This is a genomic window from Bifidobacterium crudilactis (genome assembly GCF_000738005.1).
GTDB classification, from domain to species: domain Bacteria; phylum Actinomycetota; class Actinomycetes; order Actinomycetales; family Bifidobacteriaceae; genus Bombiscardovia; species Bombiscardovia crudilactis.
In genome coordinates, this window is the sequence record NZ_JHAL01000001.1 from 62,273 (window position 1) to 86,987 (window position 24,715).

At 57.5% G+C, this 24,715-nt stretch carries 17 protein-coding genes and 2 pseudogenes; 3 read left to right on the forward strand and 16 right to left on the reverse strand.

Going from position 1 to position 24,715, the window contains the following annotated elements; genetic code table 11:
* Window positions 1-77 precede the first annotated feature (77 nt).
* The 6 genes from DB51_RS00265 to DB51_RS00290 all read right to left on the reverse strand — a co-directional run bounded on the left by DB51_RS00265 (window position 78) and on the right by DB51_RS00290 (window position 6,861).
* Window positions 78-1,487: a GH1 family beta-glucosidase gene (locus DB51_RS00265; protein ID WP_034250659.1), complete on the reverse strand. Its 1,410-nt coding sequence runs from the start codon at window positions 1,485-1,487 to the stop codon at window positions 78-80.
* A 166-nt stretch (window positions 1,488-1,653) separates the two neighbouring features.
* Complete coding sequence (locus tag DB51_RS00270) at window positions 1,654-2,598, reverse strand: carbohydrate ABC transporter permease (RefSeq protein WP_034250662.1); 945 nt, start codon at window positions 2,596-2,598, stop codon at window positions 1,654-1,656.
* The gene (locus DB51_RS00275) at window positions 2,595-3,740 is read right to left on the reverse strand and encodes a carbohydrate ABC transporter permease (protein ID WP_051867098.1); all 1,146 of its coding nucleotides are present in this window, start codon (window positions 3,738-3,740) and stop codon (window positions 2,595-2,597) included. Before DB51_RS00275 ends, DB51_RS00270 begins: the two co-directional genes overlap by 4 nt.
* Before the next feature lie 140 nt (window positions 3,741-3,880).
* A complete protein-coding gene (locus DB51_RS00280; RefSeq protein WP_051867099.1) occupies window positions 3,881-5,206 on the reverse strand; it encodes an ABC transporter substrate-binding protein in 1,326 nt (441 codons plus the stop codon).
* 191 nt (window positions 5,207-5,397) lie between these two features.
* Entirely contained in the window at window positions 5,398-6,408 is a 1,011-nt protein-coding gene (locus DB51_RS00285) for a LacI family DNA-binding transcriptional regulator (RefSeq protein WP_084674447.1), read from the reverse strand.
* Between the two features lie 12 nt (window positions 6,409-6,420).
* Window positions 6,421-6,861 carry a pyrimidine dimer DNA glycosylase/endonuclease V gene (locus tag DB51_RS00290; RefSeq protein WP_034250664.1) on the reverse strand — a complete coding sequence of 147 codons (441 nt, stop codon included), beginning with the start codon at window positions 6,859-6,861 and terminating at the stop codon, window positions 6,421-6,423.
* 312 nt (window positions 6,862-7,173) lie between these two features.
* Between DB51_RS00290 and DB51_RS00295 the strand changes: the two genes are divergently transcribed.
* Window positions 7,174-7,410 (forward strand): hypothetical protein, encoded by a 237-nt coding sequence (locus DB51_RS00295; RefSeq protein ID WP_034250665.1) that lies wholly within the window; start codon window positions 7,174-7,176, stop codon window positions 7,408-7,410.
* Between the two features lie 612 nt (window positions 7,411-8,022).
* Here the strand turns inward: DB51_RS00295 and DB51_RS00305 are convergent.
* The 7 genes and pseudogenes from DB51_RS00305 to DB51_RS00335 all read right to left on the reverse strand — a co-directional run bounded on the left by DB51_RS00305 (window position 8,023) and on the right by DB51_RS00335 (window position 15,815).
* The gene (locus DB51_RS00305) at window positions 8,023-8,709 is read right to left on the reverse strand and encodes an HAD family hydrolase (RefSeq protein ID WP_034250667.1); all 687 of its coding nucleotides are present in this window, start codon (window positions 8,707-8,709) and stop codon (window positions 8,023-8,025) included.
* Window positions 8,710-8,952: 243 nt separating this feature from the next.
* Window positions 8,953-10,410: pseudogene (locus DB51_RS00310) on the reverse strand (DEAD/DEAH box helicase); the annotation flags it as partial.
* A gap of 306 nt (window positions 10,411-10,716) precedes the next feature.
* A complete protein-coding gene (locus DB51_RS00315) occupies window positions 10,717-11,289 on the reverse strand; it encodes a heat shock protein transcriptional repressor HspR (RefSeq protein WP_034250668.1) in 573 nt (190 codons plus the stop codon).
* 81 nt (window positions 11,290-11,370) lie between these two features.
* A complete protein-coding gene (locus tag DB51_RS00320; protein WP_034250669.1) occupies window positions 11,371-12,396 on the reverse strand; it encodes a DnaJ C-terminal domain-containing protein in 1,026 nt (341 codons plus the stop codon).
* Between the two features lie 73 nt (window positions 12,397-12,469).
* Window positions 12,470-13,141: a nucleotide exchange factor GrpE gene (gene grpE, locus DB51_RS00325; protein WP_034250670.1), complete on the reverse strand. Its 672-nt coding sequence runs from the start codon at window positions 13,139-13,141 to the stop codon at window positions 12,470-12,472.
* Window positions 13,141-15,022: pseudogene (dnaK, locus tag DB51_RS00330) on the reverse strand (molecular chaperone DnaK). Before dnaK ends, grpE begins: the two are co-directional and overlap by 1 nt.
* A gap of 196 nt (window positions 15,023-15,218) precedes the next feature.
* A complete protein-coding gene (locus DB51_RS00335; RefSeq protein ID WP_034250671.1) occupies window positions 15,219-15,815 on the reverse strand; it encodes a YesL family protein in 597 nt (198 codons plus the stop codon).
* A gap of 396 nt (window positions 15,816-16,211) precedes the next feature.
* Here DB51_RS00335 and DB51_RS00340 point away from each other — a divergent pair, with 396 nt between their 5' ends.
* Together DB51_RS00340 and DB51_RS00345 are read left to right on the forward strand one after the other, a co-directional pair.
* A complete protein-coding gene (locus DB51_RS00340) occupies window positions 16,212-17,570 on the forward strand; it encodes an ABC transporter substrate-binding protein (RefSeq protein ID WP_034250672.1) in 1,359 nt (452 codons plus the stop codon).
* Between the two features lie 84 nt (window positions 17,571-17,654).
* Window positions 17,655-19,415: a glycoside hydrolase family 13 protein gene (locus DB51_RS00345; RefSeq protein WP_034250673.1), complete on the forward strand. Its 1,761-nt coding sequence runs from the start codon at window positions 17,655-17,657 to the stop codon at window positions 19,413-19,415.
* A 232-nt stretch (window positions 19,416-19,647) separates the two neighbouring features.
* Here DB51_RS00345 and DB51_RS00350 read toward each other — a convergent pair whose 3' ends face one another.
* From DB51_RS00350 to DB51_RS00360, 3 genes are all read right to left on the reverse strand, one after another.
* On the reverse strand, window positions 19,648-22,611 hold the full coding sequence (locus DB51_RS00350) for a SpaA isopeptide-forming pilin-related protein (protein WP_238548274.1): 2,964 nt from the start codon (window positions 22,609-22,611) through the stop codon (window positions 19,648-19,650).
* A gap of 412 nt (window positions 22,612-23,023) precedes the next feature.
* Window positions 23,024-23,860: a carbohydrate ABC transporter permease gene (locus DB51_RS00355; protein WP_034250675.1), complete on the reverse strand. Its 837-nt coding sequence runs from the start codon at window positions 23,858-23,860 to the stop codon at window positions 23,024-23,026.
* A complete protein-coding gene (locus tag DB51_RS00360; protein WP_034250676.1) occupies window positions 23,857-24,711 on the reverse strand; it encodes a carbohydrate ABC transporter permease in 855 nt (284 codons plus the stop codon). The genes DB51_RS00355 and DB51_RS00360 overlap by 4 nt, the downstream gene beginning before the upstream one ends.
* Between the last annotated feature and the right edge of the window lie 4 nt (window positions 24,712-24,715).

Below are 24,715 nucleotides of genomic sequence, written 5' to 3' on the forward strand. Positions count from 1 at the left end.
CCACCGGCCCGACACCTTCATACTCACCCAATGGCCGCGCGGGGACCGGCATCGGGGTGCGCACCATCACTGAACGCTCATATGGCGTTGCCTCTGACGATTTCTCTGAATCTGAGACCCGAATCCTTCCAAATACGTTCCTGATTATCGTAATTGACCCGAAGTATGCCGAAGCGTTTGCCGTACCCCAAAGACCACTCAAAATTATCCAGCAAAGACCAGGCGAAATACCCCGATACCGGGGCTCCCTCATCTATCGCCTCCGCAACGGCCTTGATATGCTCCTCCAGATACGTCACTCGGTGAGGATCGTGAACTATTTCGCCCCCGAACGGCGAGCCGCCGTTTTCAACCGTGTCGTCCCAGGCTGAACCGTTCTCGGTGACCATGAGTTGCAGACCGGGATAGCGCTTGGACATCTCGACCAGTAGATCGCGCAAACCCTCCGGCTCCTGATTCCAGCCCATTGCGGTGAGCTGGCCTTCGGGAGGCAACACCTCGACGCCTTCCTGAGCCGGCATGGGACTCGAATATGGACCGGCAGGACGAGCCGATGCAGTCACAAGGTCGTGCTCGCGCTGACGGACGTACATCGTCGAGTAATAGTTGATTCCCAGACTGTCCAGCGGCTGCCGGATGGTCTCCATATCTCCGTGATGGACGAAAGCCCAATCGCTGATACCTTCCGTGGACTGCAGCAATCGGGGGTCGTATCGTCCATCGAACATCGGACCCAGCCAGATTTCGTTCGCGAAAAGGTCGGATTGCTCTTTTGCCCTCATATCCGCCGGTGAGGCACTCGCCGCACGGCAGACCTGAAGATTCAGGGTAACCGACACTTTGGCTTCATCCCCGAGTCGCCTCCTAATCGCCTGCACTGCAAGCCCATGGGCAAGATTCAAATGGTGCGCGGCGGCGAGCGCCTGCCCATAATCCTGAATTCCCGGCGCGTGGACGCCGCTGCCGTACCCAAGGTATGCGGAGCACCAGGGCTCGTTCAGAGTCGTCCAGGTATCGACGAGCTCCCCGAGCTCCCGCGCCAGAACATCAGCATATCGCTCGAATTCCTCAGCGGTCTCCCGCACAGCCCAACCTCCGCGATCTTGCAGATACTGGGGAAGGTCCCAATGATAGAGGGTCACCACCGGCCTGATGTGCGCATCTCGCAATGCCTGAAGAACCCTGCGATAATGCTGCACGCCCTTGTCGTTTACCGGCCCCCTGTATTCGGGAATGATTCGTGACCATGAGATAGACAGGCGATATGCTCCGACGCCAAGCTCCTGCATAAGCTCTATGTCTTCGCGATAGCGGTGGTACTGGTCGCAGGCGACCGCTCCCGACGACCCGTCTGCTATCGTCCCCGAACGCTCGCAGAAGGTATCCCAAATGGATGGGGTTCTTCCATCCTCATGTACGGCACCTTCGACCTGATATGAAGCCGTGGCGGTTCCCCAAAGAAAATCGGGTGGAAATGTGAATGTCATGTCGCTCCTAACAACTCTTCGCGGTTGCTGACCAGATGGGTTCCGGCCGGTATTCCGCTATGAAATGGATGGTTCGATACCGGCAGGTGCCTTTCGGAAGACCTTAGGGACGGATTCCAGGCGTATGTAGCCACGCCCTGGCGTACCTGCGAACAGTTTCGCCGCATCATCCTTTGACCGCTCCTGCCATGATTCCCGAGACCAGTTGCTTCCCTGCTATGAAGAAGAGAATGATCAGCGGGAAGGTCGTCAGTATGACGCCCGACATCACAATCGTGTAGTCGGTGAAATGAGCGCCCTTCAATGTCGCGGCGGCCACCGTGAGCATACTGTTCTTGTTGGAACCGAGAATGAGCATCGGCCAGAAATAGTTGGTCCATTGGCCGATGAAGGTGAACAGGAATAGCATCGCCGTTGCAGGTCGTGCCGCCGGCATCGCGACCGACCAGAAGGTGCGGATCATCGACGCGCCGTCGACCCGGGCCGCTTCGATCAGTTCATACGGCAAGGCGTCACGCAGATACTGGGTCATCCAGAAGACGCCGAAGGACGTGACGAGACCGGGTATGATAACCGCCCACAACGAGCCGAAAAGCCCGGCTTTGTTAGCCAGAATATAGAGAGGTACCACACTTAGCTGCTGTGGGATGGTCATGGTGCCCACGACGAAGGTCAAGAGCACCCCGCTGCCTTTGAAGCGCAGCTTCGCAAATGAATACCCGGCCAAGGTGCTGAACAGCACGGTTGAGACGGAGACCAGCGTGGCCACCATCAGCGTGCCTCCAAGTGCCTGCCAGAACTTGATTTCTCCGAAAGCCCTTGCCAGGTTTCTGAATAACGAGCCCCCCATCACCAGCGCACGCACCCCATACTGATTCGCAGGCGTGTCCTGGGATGCGATGGAAACCGCATAGTACAGCGGGAACAGAAACAACAGCATAAAGAACGTCAACACCGCGTAGCTTGCCCAACCTGGTTTTCTTCCCTCAGAGGTCATTCCAAGGCGTGCGTTCCGTCTGCGTGAGGCTGCCGCGACCCTGCGGCCATATATCTGCTCCAACGCAGGTGAAGCTATAGGCTCTTTCTTCGACCATCTATCGAAATCAGTCATCGTGCCACCTCACTTGTCTGTTCGAGAGTCGCTTGTTGCTCGTCTGCACGGGCATTTGCACCGGAGCGGCGAGCCCTGAGCAATTCGGCATCCTGACGCTTCTTGAGTTCCCGCAATGTTGCCTTGTCGCGTTTGACACGAGTTCCCGACGACATCCTTCTGGTAAGCCAGAAGTTCAACATGGTCACCAGCACGATGATGATGAACAGGAACCACGCCACCGCTGCGGCACGTCCCAGATTGGGCTGCCCAACCGTGACATTCACGAATCCCAACTTGTACAGGTACAACGACACGGTCAGGTACTGGTTGTTGACGCCTCCTCCGGCGCTGGCGGCGTTATGGAAGAGCTGCGGTTCATCGAATATCTGCAATCCGCCGATGGTCGACGTGATAATCACGAAAATCAGCGTCGGTCGCAGCATCGGCAGGGTCACCGACCGGAAGGTCCTCCATTTCCCGGCGCCGTCCACTACGGCCGCTTCGATGACGTCGCGCGGAATCGCCTGCATCGCCGCCAGGAATATCAAGGCGTTGTATCCGGTCCAACGGAAATTGACGATCATGGCGATTGCGATATGCGACCACAACGCACTGCCATGCCACATGATCGGCTGCATGCCTATGGCTTGAAGCAATGCGTTGACCGCACCCATCCGGTCCGAAAATATCTGGGAGAAGATGATGCCTGCGGCTGACGGTGCGACCACATACGGGAGGAGCACACCCATCCTCCAAAAGGTTTTCGCCTTCAGATTCGCATCGAGAATCCACGCGATCAGCAAAGCGCATATCACCTGCGGAACGGAGCTGAGCAGAAAGATGGATACCGAATTCCGCAAAGCCACCCAGAAGGCTTCCTGATGCAGCACCCATTGAAAATTGCCGAGCCAGGATGCCTGTGTGTCGGAGCATGTCGCACCGCACACCGCCCATCCTGCATCGCCTGTCAGGGTATTGTACTGTCGCATCGCCACGAATACGGTGTAAATGAGCGGGAACAGACCGACTACTGCGAACAGTAGGAAGAACGGGGCGATATAGAGATAAGGCGAGGCCTTCCACTCGATGATACCCATCCTGTTTCTCCAGGACTTCGATGGTGCCGGCCGTCTCCGCGTGACCTCTTGCGATTCTGACATAATCTCTCCTTTGAGAAACGCCATATCGGACACTGTTGGTGAGATTCACGCCCTCAGCCACGGGCGCATGAAGGCAGTGATGACCTTTCATGCGCCTCTGTGGAGAGGGCGCGAATGCTGACCCGTGTGGTGTTGAAATACTACGACAGTGCCTTCACATCGTTCACGAACTGCTGCCACGATTGTGATGCGGACTGCTCCTTGGTCACGTCGACGCGACCGAGTGCGTCTCCGAGCTTGGAATCAATGTCGTAGTACTGACTGCCGGTGTATGGGATGACCTTGACCGCGTCGGCGCGGTTGGCGTAGATCTTCCCGGTGGGGGCGTTGTTGAGGAAGCTGTCGACCTTGTCGGTGACTTCAGAGTTCTTCAATGCGGTCGGGGAACTCGGGAACTGGGCCGCCGCCTTGAAGGTCGCGACCTGCTGGTCTGGCGCGGTGAGCCATGCCACGAGTTTCGCCGCCTCGGTCTTCACCTTCGAGGTTTCGGGCACCACGAGCCATGAACCGCCTTGGTTGCTGCCGCCTCCAGGTGTCACATCCGCTATGTCCCAGCCTTTGAAGTCCTCGCCTGAATTGCCCTTGATGTTGTTGACCAGCCAAGCAGGGCACATGATCGTGGCGAATCCGGAATCCGACTTGAAGCTGGCGTTCCAATCATCGGACCACTGGTTGAGGTGCGCTGACATGTCGGACGTCGCGGTAAGCTGGTCGTAGAGGTTCTTCACCGTGCTGTCCGTGGCGACGACCGTACCATCCTTCTTGACGTATGCTTCCTTGATTTGCGTCTTCATCGTGCCCCAGATTCCACCCATGGCGTCGTACCAAGGCAGACCGGTTTTCTTGGTGTATTCCTCACCGGCCTTGAAATAGGTGTCCCAGCTGGCACTGTCTCCGCCGAGCATCTTGGCTACTTCATCACGGTCGGTCGGCAGTCCTGCCTTGGCGAAGAGATCGGAGCGATAGCACACGGCCGTCGGTCCGATGTCGTTGCCGGCGCCTATCAGCTTTCCGCTTTCCGTAGTCCCTCCCTCCGTCTTCCAATCGAGCCAGTCGTTCCCCTTCACGTAGCTCGAAAGATCGACGAATTTATCCGGCATCGCCAGGATGGAAGGCATCCATGCGATGTCCGCCGCATACACATCGTAGGCATCCGAACCCGATGAGATGGCCGTGTTGAAAGCCGAGCGCGCATCATCCGAACCGGATGCCACGGTCTCCTCGATTTTCACATTCGGGTGCTCCTTCTCATAGGCCGCCCACAGATCTGCGCCCGGTCGCTCAGCCGTGCTCTTTCCATAGCCGAAATTGTTGAAGGTCTGAACTTTGATGACGACTTTGCCGTCGCTGTTGGTACTGCTTGCACTGTCTCCGGAGCCTCCGCATCCGGCGAATCCGATGACCGCGGCCCCCGCAGCGAGGGATGCCAACACCTTCTTAGCGATCACAGTCCTAGAAACACTCATCTTTTCCCCTTCCTATATCGCACGCCGATGTGCGACCTGTGCCGTCCAAGCCTTCTTTGCCTCGGACGATTCACAATGGAACCGTTTCCAATACGGTGGTATCAGGATAGCCTGACCATACTCGTTTGTAAAGCCACCACACCTCACCATCGGCAGCTCTCTTCGGGAGAAATCCCCGTCCAGGTATCTATTCAGGCGCTATCACGTATCTTGAGCTGAACCTCAAAAATCTCGCTCCGTTGCCGGCATTTCCCATCACGCAAGCATTCCTCCAACATGCGCACGGCTCCGTCGGCCATTGCGTCCAAAGGCTGGGCCAATGATGTCAGTTTGGGGGACAATGCCCTGGCCAGACGAAAATCGTCGAAGCCGATAATCGCCACATCCTCGGGGACTCTGATTTGCCGCTCATACGAAGCCATTGCCTGCATCGCCCCCGCAGCGATTTCATCGGATTCGGCGAATACCGCATCCAGATGAGGAAAGTCATCGAGCAACCGCTTCATCGCCTTCGCCCCGAACTCCGTGGAGAACGGCCCTTGCACCACCGCGAGAGGCTGCAGTCCTGCTTCTCCCAAGGCCTCGACCATGCCTTCGGTTCTGTCGACGGGAGCAGTCATGTCCTCGGGCCCCGCAATCACGACGATGCGTGTTCTGCCTATTTCCAACAGACGTTTCCCTGCCAAATATCCACCGGCGTGATTGTTCACATCCACATACGGCACCGCCGTGTCCTGAGGAGGACGACCAATGAATACCTGAGGCTTCTGGTACCGACGAATTGCTTCGGCAACCGTATTGCTCAGATGATAGCTGAGCACCACCATGCCGTCAGCACCCACCCTGTCCAACAGCCTTTCGAAACCATCGCTGTCATCAGGATTGGTCAAAGCCAACAGCGGCAGAAGCCCTCGCTCGGCGAAGGAGAGCGAAAGCCGACTAATCATTCCCGCTATGAAGGCGTCACCGAATATGAAGGGCGTGGGCTCCGGAACCGCAAGCGCCACAACCCCACTACGGCCCGAAGACAATCTCCGAGCCGCCAGATTCGGAGAAAAATGAAGTTCACTGGCGGCCCTCCGAACCTTCTGCCTGGTCGACGGCGAAGCGGACCCAGCACCAAGTGCGCGCGACGCGGTGGATACGGCGACACCGGCACGCTCCGCGACATCCCGTATCGTCACCACTTTTCCGTTGCCCATAATCATCAATGATTACACACCGGCAATAACCTTTTCCCAGGCGGCTACAGGACCGGGAACCACAAGGAAAATCGGATGCGGCTGGGGACCGCGTTCCGTCATGCGCGCATACGCCTTCGGATCGCGTTGTTCCAGCTTCTTGAGTAGCAGTCTCCATTCGTAGGACAGCTGCCCAGCGTTGACCGTCAACCGCAGTTCAGGATCAGGCCGCTCCAGGATTCTGGAGCGGTCGAAGTGATATCCACGCCGATCCGCCTCATCAGCCAGCGGCCCCAGATAACTGGCCACAGCGGCCAGCGGATGCTCGCATGCGCGAAAACGTTCAAGTTGGGGATGATGCGTATAGCCCTTGGTCTTGCCAGACAACACGGCCTGCGCCAACAACGATTCCCGCCAGCAGGCAACGATGCCTTTGGCATCGAGCACAGCAGGGGTCAGACTCCACATTCTCATTGCTTCGCCATCCCTTCACCATAGACTCAGTCAACCGAGCCCTTCGCCAATCGGCTCACATATCCGATGCACGCTCAGGACTTCTCGCTCCCGCCCCTGACAATACCCCACTCTGAACCCTGATAGGACGAAGAAATTCATCAGCACCCGGATGCTGATTGCGCTGCGGGGAAAACTCAAACACCCCGAAATGACGCCAATATTGTAAAAAGCAAGTGTGACTTAATTCACCCTTGTGCAAATTCGTCCCATTCTCCGTCGCCAGCGGTTATAGTTAGTGTCACTTGTTCCTACTACCGAAGGGGGTTCGTTATGGGATTGTTTGACGATGCAAAGAAGGCAGCAAAGGACGCTGGCGATAAGGTCGCCGAGGCAGCATCTGACGTGAAGGATGCGGTTTCCGAGAAGTTCTCCGAGGCGACGGATAAAGCTTCGGACAAGGCTTCAGACAAGCTGGACGAGGCCAAGGCCAACGGCAAGGCAGCAGGCGCCGAGGCGGAGAAGGCAGCCACCGAGGCCAAGAATGCAGCCAAGGATAAACTGCGCTGAACCAAGCAGTCATGAGGCGAAACCGATAGGCCAAACAGGCCCGGCGGTCCGTCCCTGACCACGCATCGACGAGGGCGCTCCCCAAGGGGGAGCGCCCTCGTGTCATTCTCGGACCTTTCGACTTTCGGCATTCACATATCGAGAGACCGCCGTTCCAAAGCCAGATGACCACGACCACCGTCGCATCCTTATCGTCACCGCCATGGCCGCGGGCCCTGTCCACCCAGGTACCATATCTCCAAAGACCCGCATGCTGAGGTGACGGCACCTCGAACATCATCGCGTCACAGGAAAGACTCCGAGACTTGTTGTAATATTCCCGGTGGCATTTCCCCATACGCGCCTATCGGCAATATGCGTTGGATATGCTGAGTCTCGGTTCGATGTTCATGGCAGAAAGGGGTGGGACGTGCTGGGTTCACGCTGTGGAGTTCCGGAATGTCAGAACCACGCCGTCAAAGAATGGGATACCGTTCGCAATCGTCCTGCTGATGCTCATACCTTCGTGCCGATTCCCGTATGCGAATTCCATTATTGGATACTCGACAATGGCGGTCGACTCACGCTGAAATTCCGGGGATAGCATTCTCGGCGCCCACCGCACGCACAACATCAGAGCTTGTTGCCCTGCCTTGTTCTGGCTGTGACGAAGTTTTCAAGCACCGTGGCATCAATGCCGACATAATCGCGAATCGAGGTGAATTGATGCTGCTCCCTGACATCCGCCCTGGTGAATCCGGTCACGGCAATCGTGGTCGCACCGGAGGCAACGGCGGATTGCAACCCTGAGGGAGAGTCCTCCAAAGCGATGCATTCCTTGATGTCGTCATGCGCTATTCCGAGTAATTCCGCGGCATGTTCATAAGGTGCCGGGTCCGGCTTCGACGGCAGACCATCGTCGCCGCATACAAAAGCCGAAAAGGCTCCCTCAGGAGCCTGCCGTACAACGACTTCAGCCAACGTTCTCGGAGACGATGTCACCAGAACGGAAGGCACCCCGGCCTTCACCAAGGATTTCAGGACGGACAGCACGCCGCCCGTCCAAGGCATTGCCTCCAACTCGCGGCGTGCCACATAGTCGACCATGAGTTCGGCAATACGTTCTTCGGGGAGGTCCGTGCCCATTTCGCGCATTTTCCTCGCGCACAGAGACAGAGCCGTCCCCGACATCTGCCAGCCCAACGCTTCATTCCAAGTGCCGCCGAAGCGTTTCGCTATGGCAAATTCGCCATCATGCCAGTAAGGCTCGGAATCTATCAGCGTGCCATCCATATCCCAGAACACAGCTCGCAATGTCATACGACCTCCCCGTCAATCACGCATTGTCGCTCTCCGAAAGGCTATCAAGCCCCACGGAGAGCAACAGGGAAATCAGCGGCCTGAATTGCGGAATGGCGCTTTGCCGCCGCTGCGCTTGCGCGACTGGTGGAAGGAGTGGTTCGCCCCGTTTGAGTTCATGCTCGACTGCTTACCGTTCCTTCTTCTGGAATCAGCTGACTTCGGCGCATGCGAACGCTCCGAACGCGGACCGTCGAAACGGCCGTCGCGTGAACGGGAACCCTGCGAACGGGAACCTCGTGACCTAGTGGAGGATTGCGCACCCCGGCCTCCCCTGCCCTGGCGGGCGGGTCGAGACTCAGGCAAAGTCCAACCTGAAACCAGCGGCGCATGCTGTCCGACAAGCTTTTCGACTGCAGGCGAGTCACTGGTCACGGAAAGCGCTTTGGCCTCGATACCGGCGGTACGCAGCAGACGACGTACATCGCGACGCTGGTCGGGCAGCACCAGAGTCACCACATCACCCTCATGACCTGCACGGGCGGTTCGTCCGGAACGATGCAGGAACGATTTCGCGTCTGCCGGCGGGTCCACCTGAACCACCAGCTCGACGCCACTGACATCGACACCTCGTGCCGCAACATCCGTGGCTACGAGCACACGGACATCACCTTCGCTGAAAGCGTTCAGATTTCTGTCGCGTTGATTCTGCGACAGATTGCCGTGCAGCTCGGCGGCGGGGATGCCGTTATCCGTAAGATTCTGAGCCAGTTTCTTGGCCTGGTGCTTGGTCCTGGTGAACAGAATGCGCTTGCCGGAGCCGGAAGCGAGGGTCCTGACCAGCTGATGCTTCTGCCCAAGAGTGGTTTCGAAGATATGGTGCGTCATCTGGGTCACCTGAGCGGTGGCGGAATCGACGGTATGAATCTTGGGATCTTTGAGGAAGCGGTTGACCAATGCATCAACGCCATGATCCAGCGTTGCCGAGAACAGCATGCGCTGCCCATCGGAGGAAACCTGTTCCAGAAGTCTTTCGACAGCGGGCAGGAATCCCATATCGGCCATTTCGTCGGCTTCATCCAGCACGGTGATCTCAACGTGTTCCAAGGTAAGCAGACGCTGCCTGAGCAAATCCTCAAGACGTCCAGGGCATGCTACGACGATGTCGGCTCCTGCCCGCAAGGCGTCGACCTGACGGCTCTGACGCACACCACCGTAGACCGTCGTGGTGCTGAGTCGGCATGTGGCGGCAAGAGGTTCGATGACCTCGTTAATCTGGTTGGCCAATTCGCGCGTCGGTGCCAGAACCAATGCACGTGGGCTTGGCATGGGGCCACGGCCTCGGCCTGCATTACGGTTGCTGCGACCACGGCTGTTATGACCTTTGCCGCGGTGGAAATCATCGTTCCCGCCGCGCTTGATGAGCTCCTGCTCGTATTCCTGCATCTCCCTGTCCGCAGCCGCTGGGCTTTGCATGCTCAGGCGCGTGATCAGAGGAATGGTGAAAGCCAAGGTCTTGCCCGAACCGGTCTTGCCGCGTCCGAGGATGTCCCGACCGGCCAATGCGTCAGGGATGGTGTCGACCTGAATGGGGAATGCGGTGCTCTTTCCGTCCGCAGCGAGGGCAGCCACCAGAATGTGTGGAACGCCGAGCTCCGCGAAGGATGTGGTTGAGTCTGAGATTGAAGAATTATCGTTTGATACAGATTTGGTGTTTGGCACCGGTTACCTTTCATTAAGGAATGATTCCAGCGGCTGTGATGTCAAGCCGCGCGGCCGCGAGCAAGGCCATTGATTTCGTGGAAAATTCCCGATAACCGAAGCGTTCAAGCGACATAGTGGGGATTCGACCGAATCCCGAGCAAAGACCGACTATAGCATGGAGCCGTCATTTTGCCGAATGGCGTTCCGATGAGAACATGCCTCCATCAATACCGCAAATGGCATTATTCCAACGTTTACAACGACAATGTACAGGATGTCGACTGCGCAAATCCATGCGTTTCGCCCCGCCTGTGTCGGGTGGATTCAGCGCAGACCCCAGATAATCAGTGATTTCGAAGAAGGGAAACCCTCGTCCCCTCGATCGTCGGAAGCCTGTGCGGCTTCGTCGGCCTCGTCCATTCGCCGATGCAGCTCTCGACGCCATAACCGTGCGCGCTCGGAACGTTGGATTTCAATGACCTGCCCGTCCGCAGCGGCGGCGAAGATGCTCGACCCTTCGGGCGTGCGCAACCGTCTCAGCTGACGACGAAGCTGCCTGTTCTCCTCCGCCAATTCGAGAATCCTGGTGATTCCCGCAAGGTTGATGGACTCTTCCTGACTCATGTATTGAGCCTGGCAGAGCCTATCCAAGTCGCGAATCGAATATCTGCGAGCGCCGCCCTCGGTACGTTTCGGCACAATCAGCCGAAGCCGGTCGTACTGCCGCAAGGTCTGCGGATGTATGTCGGCCAGATCCGCGACCTGTCCGACGGTCAGCACAGGAAGATCGATGTCGATACCGGCATCGTCCGCACCGTCGAGATCCACACGACCCGCGACCAAGGAGCGGGCGCATATGAGATACATCTGTCTGATTTCTCTCGCTATCGTGGCCATACCGCTCACCTCTCTTCCACGTGAAATGACTTGTCCTCAGGCCGCCGCGGTGTTGTGCGCACCGCGACGGCCCGGACCGCTCTATTGGGCGGAAGGACGCATACGGAGCTCATGGAGTTCGGACGCGAAGCTCTCGCTCTCGGCCTCGAGCTCACGCAGCAGCTTCTTCTGCTTGATGCCGAGCTTATGGGGAAGCGCCACCTGAATCGTGGCAACCAGGTCACCCTTACCTTTGCTGTTGTGGACGCCCTTGCCTGCGATACGCACCTCGGTGCCCGTCGTGGAGCCCGCTGGGACCTTGACCGTGATGGCTTCGCCGTCGATGTCCAAGGTCTCCACTTTCGCGCCGAGCGCCGCCTCAGAGACGGTGACGGGCAGCTTCATCCGCACGTCCAGGCCATCGAGGGTGAAGCGCTCGTCCCTCTTCACATGAACGGTGAGGTAGAGATCCCCGCTGGCGCCTCCGTACTGGCCCGGGTGACCTTTGCCGGAGAGGCGAATTTTCTGGCCGTCGCCCACCCCTGCCGGAAGGTGCGTCTTAAATTTGCTTCCTCCGACGCTTAACGAGACGGTGGCACCTTTGACGGCTTGACGGAAGCTCAGCGTGATGGAGGAATTTCGGTCCGCACCTTTGGACGGTTGGGGCTGTTCCTGTGCACGCTGGTATCCGCGCCGCGAAGAAGCTCCGCCGGCGCCTCCGAACGCGGAGAAGATATCCGAGAAGTCGGGCTGCCCGCCTCCGGAAGTGGAGAAGCGGACGCGCGAACCGCCCTGCCCGTCCGCCGCTCCACCGAACATCGAACCGAACACATCCTGGAAGCTGTTGGCATCGAATCCTGCCTGGCCGGAACCCCCTGCGAACCGTGCCCCGCCCATGCCGAACTGGCGAATCGCGTCGTATTTCTGACGCTGTTCCTTGTTGCGCAGCACATCGTATGCTTCGGAGATGTCCTTGAACTTCTCTTCCGCTGCGGCACCCTTGTTCAGATCTGGGTGATACTGGCGTGCCAGTTTGCGATACGCCTTGGTGATCTCCGTTTCGCTGGCATCCTTAGAGACACCCAGAACCTTGTAAAAGTCCTTGTTCAGCCATTCATTCTCAGCCATGCATGCCTCCCCGCTTGATGATGGTCGTTGTTCCTTCCTCGATGGTCAGTCTCTTCGAGACTTCCGCCTCTTCTCAGGCCGAAGCTCCCTGAGGCGAGGCCACGACGACACGCGCCGCGCGAATCACTCGATCTCCGATGCGATATCCGGATTCGACGACCGTATCAACGGTCTCCTTCTTGGCTTCCGCATCGGGTTTGTGCAGTATCGCCTCATGCTTGGTGGGATCGAAATCCTCACCGGCTTCCCCGAACTTCTCGACACCGAACTTCTCGAAGGTCTTGTCGATCTTCGCGCTGACGGCCTGGAAGGAATCATCCAGATCGCCATGCTGCCGAATTCTGTCGATGTCGTCGAGTGCAGGGAGCAGCGCGGTGAGCACGTCGATAATGCCGTGCTGCCGGAAGCGGTCCTGCTCCTTGACCGTGCGATTGCGAAAGTTGATGAACTCCGCTCTTTCACGCTGCAGGGCTTCGAGATAACCCGCGGCCTCCTGCTTCGCCTTGCCGAGATCGGTAAGCCCTTCCTTATCGGAGCCTTCCGAGGCATCGGCCTTATCCTGACCGGCTTGCCTGGTCTCGTCGGAGTCCGCCGAGGTGCCGGAGGCATCCGATTTCTCGGAACCCTCCGGTGCATCGGCTTTCGCCGACGACTTCGGGGATGCCGATTCGCCGCCGGTCTTGTCGGCCAGCGAATCGGCATCGGGCATATCCCGCAAGTAGTCGTCCTTGTCGAACTCGGACATCACTTGCTGCCCTTCTTCTTGTCGTCATCGTCCACGACCTCGGCGTCGACCACGTCGTCCTCGGACGATGGCGCCGCGCCTGCTGCGCCAGCCGCACCCTGAGCACCTTCGGCGCCCTGGGCCTGCTGCTGTGAGTACAGCGCTTCGCCGATCTTCTGAGCGGCGGTGGTCAGCTCCGTCTGGGCAGACTTGATCTTCTCGAGATCGTCACCCTTGAGGGCTTCCTTCAACGCGTCGACCTTCTCGGTGACTTCCTTGGAGACCTCGTCAGAAAGCTTGTCCTTGTTGTCGTTGACCAGCTTTTCGGTCTGATAGGCGAAGGATTCGGCCTGGTTGCGGGTGTCCACATCCTCACGGCGCTGCTTGTCCTCGGACTCGTGCGCCTCGGCCTCCTTGACCATACGGTCGATCTCGTCCTTGGGCAGGCCCGAACCGCCGGTGATGGTCATCGACTGCTCCTTGCCGGTGCCCTTGTCCTTCGCGGACACGTGCACGATGCCGTTGGCGTCGATGTCGAAGGTGACCTCGATCTGAGGCATGCCGCTTGGCGCAGGTGCGATTCCGGTCAGCTCGAAGGTGCCGAGCGGCTTGTTGTCACGGGCGAATTCACGCTCGCCTTGGTACACCTGAATCAGCACGCTGGGCTGGTTGTCCTCCGCGGTGGAGAACACTTCGGAGCGCTTGGTCGGGATGGCGGTGTTACGGTCGATGAGCTTGGTCATGATGCCGCCCTTGGTCTCGATTCCGAGGCTCAACGGGGTCACATCAATCAGCAGCACATCCTTGCGGTCACCCTTGATGACACCGGACTGCACTGCGGCGCCGACTGCTACGACCTCATCCGGGTTCACGGACTTGTTCGCTTCCTTGCCGCCGGTGAGTTCCTTCACGAGCCTCCTGCACGGCCGGCATACGCGTCGAACCGCCGACCAGTACCACATGGTCGATGTCGTTGACTGAGATGCCCGCGTCTGAGAGCACATTGTTGAACGGTGTGCGGCAACGCCCGAGCAGGTCGGAGGACATCTCCTCGAAGTGGGCACGCGTCAGCGTCTCGTCGAGGTGCACAGGTGTGCCGTCAGGCGTCATGGCCAGATACTGCATCGAGATATTCGTCGAGCTTGAGGAGCTGAGCTCCTTCTTCGCCTGCTCGGCCGCTTCCTTCAGACGCTGCAGGGCAATCTTGTCCTTGGCGAGATCCACGCCGTACTTGTTCTTGACTTCGCCGACCAGCCAATCGATGATCTTCTGATCCCAGTCGTCGCCTCCGAGTTTGTTATCGCCATTGGTGGCCTGCACCTGAATGGTGGAGAAGCCGTCATCGTCCTTGCCGATTTCCAGCAGCGAGACATCGAAGGTGCCGCCACCGAGATCGAAGACCAGGATGCGCTCGTCTTCCTTGCCCTTTTCCAGGCCGTATGCCAGAGCCGCTGCGGTGGGCTCGTTGATGATACGCAGAACATTCAGACCCGCGATCTTTCCTGCATCCTTGGTCGCCTGACGCTGTGCGTCGTTGAAGTATGCGGGGCAGGTGATGACCGCATCGGTCACCGGGCCGCCGAGATACGCTTCCGCGTCCCTCTTGAGCTTCATGAGAATCTGAGCCGAAATCTCCTGCGGAGTCCAGCCCTTGCCGTCGATGTCGACGGTCCAATCAGTGCCCATGTGGCGCTTGACCGAGCTGATGGTGCGATCAACGTTGGTTACGGCCTGACGCTTGGCAACCTCACCTACAAGAATCTCACCCGACTTGCTGAAGGCCACCACTGACGGCGTAGTCCTCATGCCCTCAGCGTTCACGATGACCGTTGGCTCGCCACCCTCAAGTGTGGCGATGCACGAATTCGTGGTTCCCAAATCAATACCGACTGCACGTGCCATAACTTTTTCCTCCTGGTTGTACTCGTACAAGGTCATCACACCTCGCACCTTCACGGTTTCCCGCTCACGTTCCTGGGCGGTGCCAATACCTCATACACGACCGCTCTCGAAACTTGAGCCTACATCACTCAACTTCTGATGGCAAACGAATATTCCCGGAATCCGCAAATTCTTCAAAACACCAGGCGGACCACCTTCAGAGCCAGGCGGCCATCCCACGTTCGAGCAACGGCGTATGCAGCATGATCAACGTGCCGTATCCGAACAGCACCAACAGAAACAGGCCCTCCGGCATCAGGAACCAGGACGCCACGACCAGAGCCGCCATCAGGGCGTCGATTACCGCCATGACGACCGTGAGACCTATACGGGATATACCGATCACGACGGCGTTCTTCAAAGTCCCGGACACGGTGTTTTCAAATCGGGCCTGCAACGCCCAGACCCACAGCCAGCCGATATACCAGATCACCGAGAACGCGATTTTCACTATCAGCAGGGGCGTGAACTGCAGCACCACCCATGCATACACCAGCGCAAGCCCCGTGACTGCGAACGGCAACCAAAGGATGGTCGACTGAACAAAGTTGCGTTTGAACGAATCAAAGAAATTCGAGGTGACATGCCCGCGTGCCTCCAGGGACTTTCGCCCCGCGTCGTGGGCGGCGGTCATCGCCGCACCGACGGTTATCAACGGCAGGCTGGTCACGATCAGCAGCAGATTGATCCATATCGCGTCGATCATGGCGGACAGACCTCGCATGAATGCGGAATCAGGTGAGAACATACCCATCGGGAACCCCCAGTGCATTGACTCCAGTGTCAACAATCCTAGTGCAACAGCTTCTGACAACAGATGACGCAGCCCTTCCTTCGGACAATCCACATCATCTCGTCGTCTCCATCAACCAGCATATATGAGAACGTATACATCGGAGCCGACTGCACGACATACTCCCGGCACGCGCGACACTTGCCATACAAGCGCATTGTTTACACAGCCACACTCCATGCCGCTGCGGACATCAATCTGCTCTGACGCCCGCATGTTGCTCTACGTGAATGCTATCGTTTTCATTGTTGCGGGCACGGCCCGGCAACGCAGCAACCCGTGCACGGAGGCACGGGGTCATCCGCACGGTGCTGTGCGTATGACCAGCCAATACCACGGCAACATGGAAGGGAATCAATGAAGAATCTCAAAACCATCGCAAGCGCCGCCACCGCCATCATCATCGGACTGGGGAGTCTGGCAGGATGCGGAGGAGGCAGCGCCAGCGGCGACAAAGGACACGTCTATTACCTCAACGGCAAACCCGAGGTGGTGGATCAGCTGAAACAGCTGGCCGAGGACTACACCAAGGAAAGCGGCGTACAGGTCGACATTCAGACCGCGGCCTCGGGAAGCTACGAATCCACGCTCACCTCCGAACTGTCCAAAAGCAACGCACCCACGATGTTCACGGTGGCAGGTTATGACGAATTCGCCAAATACAAGCAATATCTCAAACCCATCCAGGACACGGACGTATACAAACTGATGTCCGACGAAGGCAAGGCCAACGCACATCAGGATTCCGACGGAGTGTACACGATGCCCTACGCAGCGGAATGGTACGGCATCATCTACAACAAGAAGATCGTCAACGAATACGCCTCGAAAAGCTATGCGCTGATTCACAGCGACGCCGATATCACCAATTACGAGACCCTCAAAAAGGTCGCCGAGGACATGCAGAAACACAAGGACGATCTGGGCATCAAGGCAGCCTTCGCCACTCCAGGATTGGACTCCTCCGACTCATACCGCTTCGCGGCACACATGACACGACTCCCGCTTTTCTACGAGTTCCGTGACGCGGACAGCACCTTCGAGGCAACCATCAAGGGCACGTATCTGAAGAACTACAAGGATCTGTTCGACCTCGAAATGAAGAACAGTCCGACGGAAGCATCGTTGCTGAGTTCGAAATCCTATGATGACGTGACCTCCGAATTCGCATTGGGCGAGGTCGCCTTCTACCCGAACGGCATATGGGCGTACAGCCAGATTAAGAACCACGAAGTCGCCGACGACGACCTCGGCATGCTCCCCTATTACATGGGCATCAAGGGGGAGGAAGACTACGGAACGACCTCAGTCTATGACGCGTCCTGGGCGGTCAACGCCAAGGCCGATGAGAAGGATCAGCAGGCTTCCCTCGACTTCATCAAATGGATGGTCAGCAGTAAGGAAGGCAAGGAAATCCTGAGCAAGGAGATGGGCTTCTCCGTGCCATTCACCACTTTCACCGACAGCGACCAACCCAGCAATCCTCTGACAACGGCTGCGCGAGCATACCAGAAAGCCGGCAAGAACGACGTGCGCAGCTTCCCGTTGCCAAGTCCCCAGTGGCAGGAGGACCTCACGAGCGCCCTAACCGAGTACGCCCAAGGCACGGGCACCTGGGCGAAATTTAGCTCGACATTCACCGAAGAATGGAAGAGCGAATGGGCGCACAACAAGTCCGAGCTCGGCTTGCTGCCTGAATCACAGAAATTCAATTAACCCCGGACACGCGAATACACGCACATTTAGAGGCCCACGGCAAGGGAAGTATCTGCGCCATGGCCCACATCAGAAAGGACGATGATGACCGATAACAATCTCAATGACGACTGGTGGAAGCAAGCCGTTGTCTATCAGATATATCCACGAAGCTTCAAAGATGCAAACGGCGATGGCCTGGGCGATATTCCGGGCATAACTTCGAAGATGCAGTATCTGCGTGAGCTCGGCATCGATGCCATATGGCTTTCACCCTTCTACCCCTCCGACCTCGCCGACGGGGGATACGACATCATCGACTATAGAAACGTCGACCCGAGACTCGGTACGATGCAGGATTTCGATGCCATGGTGTCCGCCGCGCACCAAGAGGGCATCAAGGTCATCGTGGACATTGTGCCGAACCATACCGCGAACAAACACGCATGGTTCCTGGAGGCTCTCGCTGCAGGACGTGGCTCCACGGCACGCGAGCGCTATATCTTCAAGGAAGGCTCCGGACCGAATGGCGAATTCCCTCCTAATGACTGGCAGTCTCTTTTCGGCGGTCCAGCCTGGGAACGTGTCGAGGACGGCCAATGGTATCTGCATATCTTCGCCAAGGAGCAGCCGGATCTGAACTGGAACAATCCGGAGGTTCACGAGGAATTCAAGAAGACCCTGAGGTTCTGGTCGGATCATGGGACCGACGGATTCCGCGTCGATGTGGCGCACGGCCTGGCGAAGAAGCTGGACGGCGCTTCCATGAAGGACCTGTCGCGTTGGACCGTGCACGACTCGCTGTCGCATGACGGGACCCACCCGCTATGGGATCGTGCGCAGGTGCATGACATCTACCGCGAATGGCGACAGGTCTTCAATGAGTACAATCCTCCGCGCTTCGCTGTCGGAGAGGCATGGGTGGTGCCCGAGCACCAGTATCTGTATGCCTCACCGGACGAACTGGGTCAGGTCTTCAACTTTGAATTCGCCATCGCCAACTGGTTCAGCCAGGACTTCCGCACCGCGATTCGTGACGGTCTGCAGGCAGCCAAATCCTCCGGCTCCACAGCCACATGGGTGATGAGCAACCACGACGTACCGAGGCACCCGAGCCGATACGGCCTGCCGCAAGCCCCATCTAAGGCAACCCACCAGCTTCCCAAGGACTGGGTATTGCGCGACGGGACCACCTATGAGGAGAACCGGGAGCTCGGCACCAGACGTGCACGGGCGGCGATTCTGATGGAGACTGCACTACCGGGATCAGTGTATATCTACCAAGGCGAGGAACTTGGGCTGTTCGAGGTTCCCAACATCCCGTGGGACCGTCTCGAAGATCCCACACCATTCAGAACCAGAGGACGCTATACGGAAAAAGGTCGCGACGGTTGCCGCGTCCCATTGCCATGGAACTCGCAGGATGCACCGCACGAGGCGTCCTGGGATTCTCGCTTCGGCACCGGAGCATCTTTTGGATTCTCCCCGAGCGATGCCACGGCTGGCAGTCAGTCCGCCGACCCGCACCTTCCCCAGCCTCTGTGGTATAAGGATTTTGCCGTCGATGTTGAGCAACAGGACCCGACATCCATGCTGTCCTTGTACAAGGCATGCCTGTCGCATAGGGCGGCATTGCTGACATCAGCGCACAACACCTCGGTCACTTGGCTGGACGAGGGCGACGAAGTGATTGCATACACCCGCCAAGCGGCGGATAACAGCGGATATACGGCAATCGCCTCGATCACCAACTTCGGAAAGAATGCAGTCGCATTGCCGGAAGGTGATCTGATACTGAGCTCCATCCAGCTGGACGATCCCGCCCTTCTGCCCCAGGATGCCAGCGCCTGGATAGGCATCAAGTAGCGGGTGATATGCGAAACTGTGCAATAGGGCATGTTAAGAGGCGTGAATCGAGTACTTTACGTGCCGATATGCACAGTTTCCGGGAAATGGTCAGACCAGATTCACATGAAGCACGGAATATCCGACCGTTCAGAAGATAACTGCACTAAAAGGACAGCAATTCGGTGAGACTTCACCGAAAAAGCTGTCCTTTTAGTGCAGTTATCTCCGTTTAAGCCCCTGGACGGAACAGCTAGACCAGGTTCGCGTCGCGCTCGGCCCGCTTGGAGAGGATATAGGGGCGGATGGCGAACGCGAGTACCAGACCGCCGACGACGAGCAGGACGAGAATACCCATACCACCCGTGTAGGGCAGGTTCGCCAGACTCCACGCCGGGTCGAGCACCACCACCTGCCCGCCATCCTGGGACACATAGGCGAGATTCGTGCCGGACGTGGCATACGTGACCTTCGTGACCTGTGTGGCGTCGGCATTCCACACGGGACGCACATCCACCGTGAAATCGGACACCTTGAAATAACCGGACGGAGCATTCGTCTCCTTGAAGGAGAGCTCACGAGCCTCAACACCCTGCAGAGACAAGGTGCCATCCGATTTGGTCACTACCACCTCGGTACCGCTCGCATCACCCAGACGATACTCGCCATCCGACAGCTTCGTGAACTTCAACTTCTGCCCGTCACGCGACACCTCGAACCCCACGCCACCAAGCTTCTTCGACAGGTCGTCCTTGTTCAGCTTCACCACATCCACCTTGAAGGTATAGGCGTTCGCCGCGGCGCTCATGGATTCCGTGCCATCGCTGTTATCCGTCCAACCTTCAGTCGCACTGTCCGTATAGGAGCGGGCCAGGGTCACGGCATTCACATTCGGCTTCAACGACTCCCCCTCAACAGGAGACGACACCACAGCCGACGCACTCAACACCGCCTTGTACCGGAGTCGCATCAACGAACCCGCAGGCACCGTGTTCTTATTCCGCACACCACTAATGCCGTCCGACTCCGCGAACAAGACCTTCAACCCGTCCACCGACAACTTATCACCAGACACCACAATCGACGAGGGCGGCAAAGTCTGCGGCTGGGTGGGCGAGAGCGCATCCACGAACACCTCAACCCCCGACCCATCAGCAGGCAACGTCAACCCCGACGCCGCCACATCAGCCACATCGAACACATACGAGTCATACGACACCGACGAGAACCCACTCAAGTCAGGCACCCGCAACGCTATCTCAAACTCCACCTCGGAGCCCACATCGAAGCCATCCATACCCGCATCGTTCACTATCCGCTTCGCAATATCCGTCACCGTGGTCTTCAACGCCGCCTGGCCAAGGCGAGGCTTGCCCTTAACCCCGGCGTCCACGAAATCCACGAAACGACCTTCATCACCGAGAGCCTCGTTGAAGACCTTCGTACCCACGATAATCGGCAAAGAACCACCAGACGACTGCGTGGAATCCACGATCAAATACAAGCCCGGACCAGACACCTTAAGCGTTGCAGAGCCAGAAACACCAGCAAGCGGCATACTCTTGACCCCACCCAGCTCCGCATCACTCTTACCAGCCAACTGTTGGGCAAACAACTGCAAACTCCCCGCATACGGACTAAACGCCGAAGTCACATCATCCGACAACGGTTCAGTCGGATACCCCAACCATCGCGAGGCCACCCAACCCATCGGATTATCCACATCCACACTTGAAGCACCGGTCGCGTCCGCAACCGCCAACACCGAGGCCTTCACTGGATCGGCGGGAGTCGATATCCTCACCGATTTGAGCGCACCAGTCTGATCGAACACCGACTCCGCGTAGTCACCGATCTTGTACGCTGTCAACTCGCCCGCCGTGATACCCGTCAACGAAATCTCATAGGGCCTCGAGGACGCCACCTGCCAACCCCTTATGGTGGTTTTCACCGGCTCCGTCGCCCTATTCGACAACCCACTGGCGGCACTGCCATCCTGCTGACCCCACACATACAAGTCGTAATCCTTCGACTCATCGGTCATCTTCAACTCGGGCAACACCATATTGCCACCGTTACTTGTCCTACCCGAACCCAGTACCTTCTTCGTAACCGGGTCGACAATCTTCCACCCAAGAACGGAACCTAATTCCGATTCTCCCAACAGCTTCAACTCACGAGAACCTGCAACACCAGAAACCCAACCCATCCACGAGGTCAACCGCTTACCCGAATCCACGAATGTCAACCTCACATCCCCCACACCGTCCTGCGCCTGCGTGTCAGCATCCGCCGACAGCAGCAAATCAACTAGCTGCACACGAACAGCAGGCCGCAAGGCGTGGTTCGTGTTGTAGGCATTTACGAAGTACGCAGCACCGTCGTAGCGCACACCCGTCACTACACCAATTCTCCGCCAATCAGAGGAACGCAGCAAAGTCCCATCAGCACCAGAAGCGCAAGAATTCGCTGGACACCGTCGTTGCGCCATGCCGCGCATGGCGGTAGTACCTTGGTAATTGAAGTATTCGCCAGCATCGCCCATAGTCAAGGGAAACACACGATATGAGCCTGTAGACGTCCCGGCTGTGCTAGAGCCACTGTGACAAGCGATCTGGTTGCATACTCCTACTAATTGCGTAGCGTCACCCAACTGGCGCAGTTCAAGAGCTGAAAAGTATTCTTCTGAATCCAGCGCATGGGATACCTTGGCAAGCCTTGACTCATACGAGGCGACACCGTCCGTGACAGTACCGTAATCGAAACCATTACAAGCGGTGTCGCCGCATGAGTAACCACCGCTGTTAGTTGCACCGTCAAACGCGAATGTGCTGGTCATCATGTCAGTCGCCCATAACAGCACTTCACCTTCATCCAACGGTGTGGTGGCTGTTTTGGAGTTCTCTTGAAAAGATGTGTTTTCTATAGGCGTGACAACCCGGGAAGTTCGAGGTCCCGTCGCCAAGTAAAGGTACTGGCCATCGACCTGAACAGTGGGAGGGTCGCCGGACTCGACAACCGTCGCAGCATTCGATAGTTGTCCCGACTTGCCGAAGATCACCTTACGGGCATCAGCTTCACTGTCAACGTCCTTAATCAGCTGCGGTCCGCTGCCGCCAGTTCCTCTGAAATACCCATCAGGGCCATAATCGGGCGAATCGGCCACAGCCTGATTGACCGGAAACACGACGAGCACACCAGCCAGCAGTACGAACATGGAAAACACGAACACGAAAATGGCAAAGATTGCTCGGCCCGAACTATAGTCAAGCTCAGAGCGGCGTCGAAAAACAGCAAGAACCCACACCCTACGCACAAGAGCACCACCCATCGAAGCGAAAACAGCACCCCCCCCCCGCGACCGTTCTCAACCTTACGAAACGCCTGAGAAAGCGAAAGGAACATGCGACGAACATGATGAACAACATCATACACTATGTATGATGTTGTTCCGAGGATTCGTCCGCTCCCCCGGAAACCACTCAAGCGCACCGCGCAGCCAGCGGTGCCGCATATACAACAGCGGTTGCAAAGCGCCATTCATGCTTTGCAACCGCTGCCATACGACTTGCACCTGTGCTGGAGACTCCGGCACGGAGGCCTTCCGGCCAGAGATATCCGACTTGCCGCTATCCCTTGACCGCTCCTGCCATCACACCTTTGATGATGTATTTCTGGCACAGCAGGTAGAAGACGACGATCGGCACGATTGCCAGAACCAGGCAGCCCATCATCGCGCCCATATCGACCGACCCATAGCCGCCCTTAAGGTACTGGATGGCGATTGACATGGTCTTGTACTTACGCATATCCAAGGTGAGATATGGCAGAAGGAAGTCGTTCCAGATCCACATCGTCTGCAGAATCGCCACCGAAATCAGCGATGGCCGCATGATCGGGACCACAATCTGGAAGAAGATGCGCGGCACGCTCGCACCGTCGATCATCGCCGACTCCTCGAGTTCGACCGGAATGGACTTGATGACACCGGTGAAGATGAACACAGCCAATCCTGCACCGAAGCCGAGGTAGATGATCCACAATCCCCAGGGGGTGTTCAACCCCAGCATGTCGGCGATCTTGGAGAGCGTGAACATGACCATCTGGAACGGCACGATCATATTGAACAGGAAGAGAATGTACAGCGTTTTTGCGGAGAAGTTGTTGACACGCACTATCCACCAGGCGCACATCGAGGTGCACAGCAGAATAAGCGAGACCGATCCGACCGTCACCACCACGGTCCAGCCGAAGCTGGAAATCAGATTCGTCTGCTCGATGCCTCTGGTGTAGTTCTTGAAGCCCACGAAGGCTTTGCCCAGGGGAAGGGAGAAAGCGTTCTGCGAGATGTACGCCTTCTCCTTGAAGGAGTTGATAAACACCAATACGATCGGGAATATCCATGCGAGAGAGACAACGGTGAAGAAGGTTGTCCACCATGCCCCATGCTTGACCTTGTCGCTCATGCTGCCACCTCTTTGCTTGTTGTCAGGCGGTTCTGCAACAGCACGATCACCGCCACGATCACGAAGAACACGACTGCCTTGGCCTGCCCGACGCCCTCGAATCCGATACGTCCGTAGAAGGTTCTGAATATGTTCAGCGCCAGCAGTTCGGAACTATTCGAAGGTGCTCCGTTGGTCAATGCCAGGTTCTGGTCGAACATCTTGAACCCGTTGGTCACCGTAAGGAACGAGCACACCGTGATTGACGGCATCATCAGAGGAATGATGACCTTGGTCAGGGTCTGACGACCGCTGGCGCCATCGACGGCAGCCGCTTCAATGACATCTCCGGGCAGGCTCTGCATCCCGGCGATGTAGATGATCATCATGTACCCGATCTGCTGCCAGCAAACCAGCAGCACCATGCCCCAGAAACCATAGGTTCCCGAGAAGGTAATGGATCTTCCCCACTTCGCCAGTACGCCGTTGAGCAGCAGCAGCCATATGTAGCCCAGGATGATGCCGCCGATGAGATTCGGCATGAAGAACACTGATCTGAAGAAATTTGAACCGCGCATCGTTTTTGTCAGCATATACGCGATGGCGAAGGCCACCACGTTGACGACGATAGTGGTGATCACCGTGAAGGCCACGGTGTACCACAGAGCATGAATGAATTCCTTATCGGAGAAAACGCCGGAGTAGTTCCGGAGCCCCACCCATTTGGCATCGGTCACCGTGGTGAATTTCGTAAAGCTCAGGTAGATGCCCATTATGAACGGCACAAGAAATCCGATAATAAATGCTGCAAACGTTGGCAACGCAAAAAGCGCCCACCACTTACGTACAGCTTTACCGACCATCGTAATCATAGGT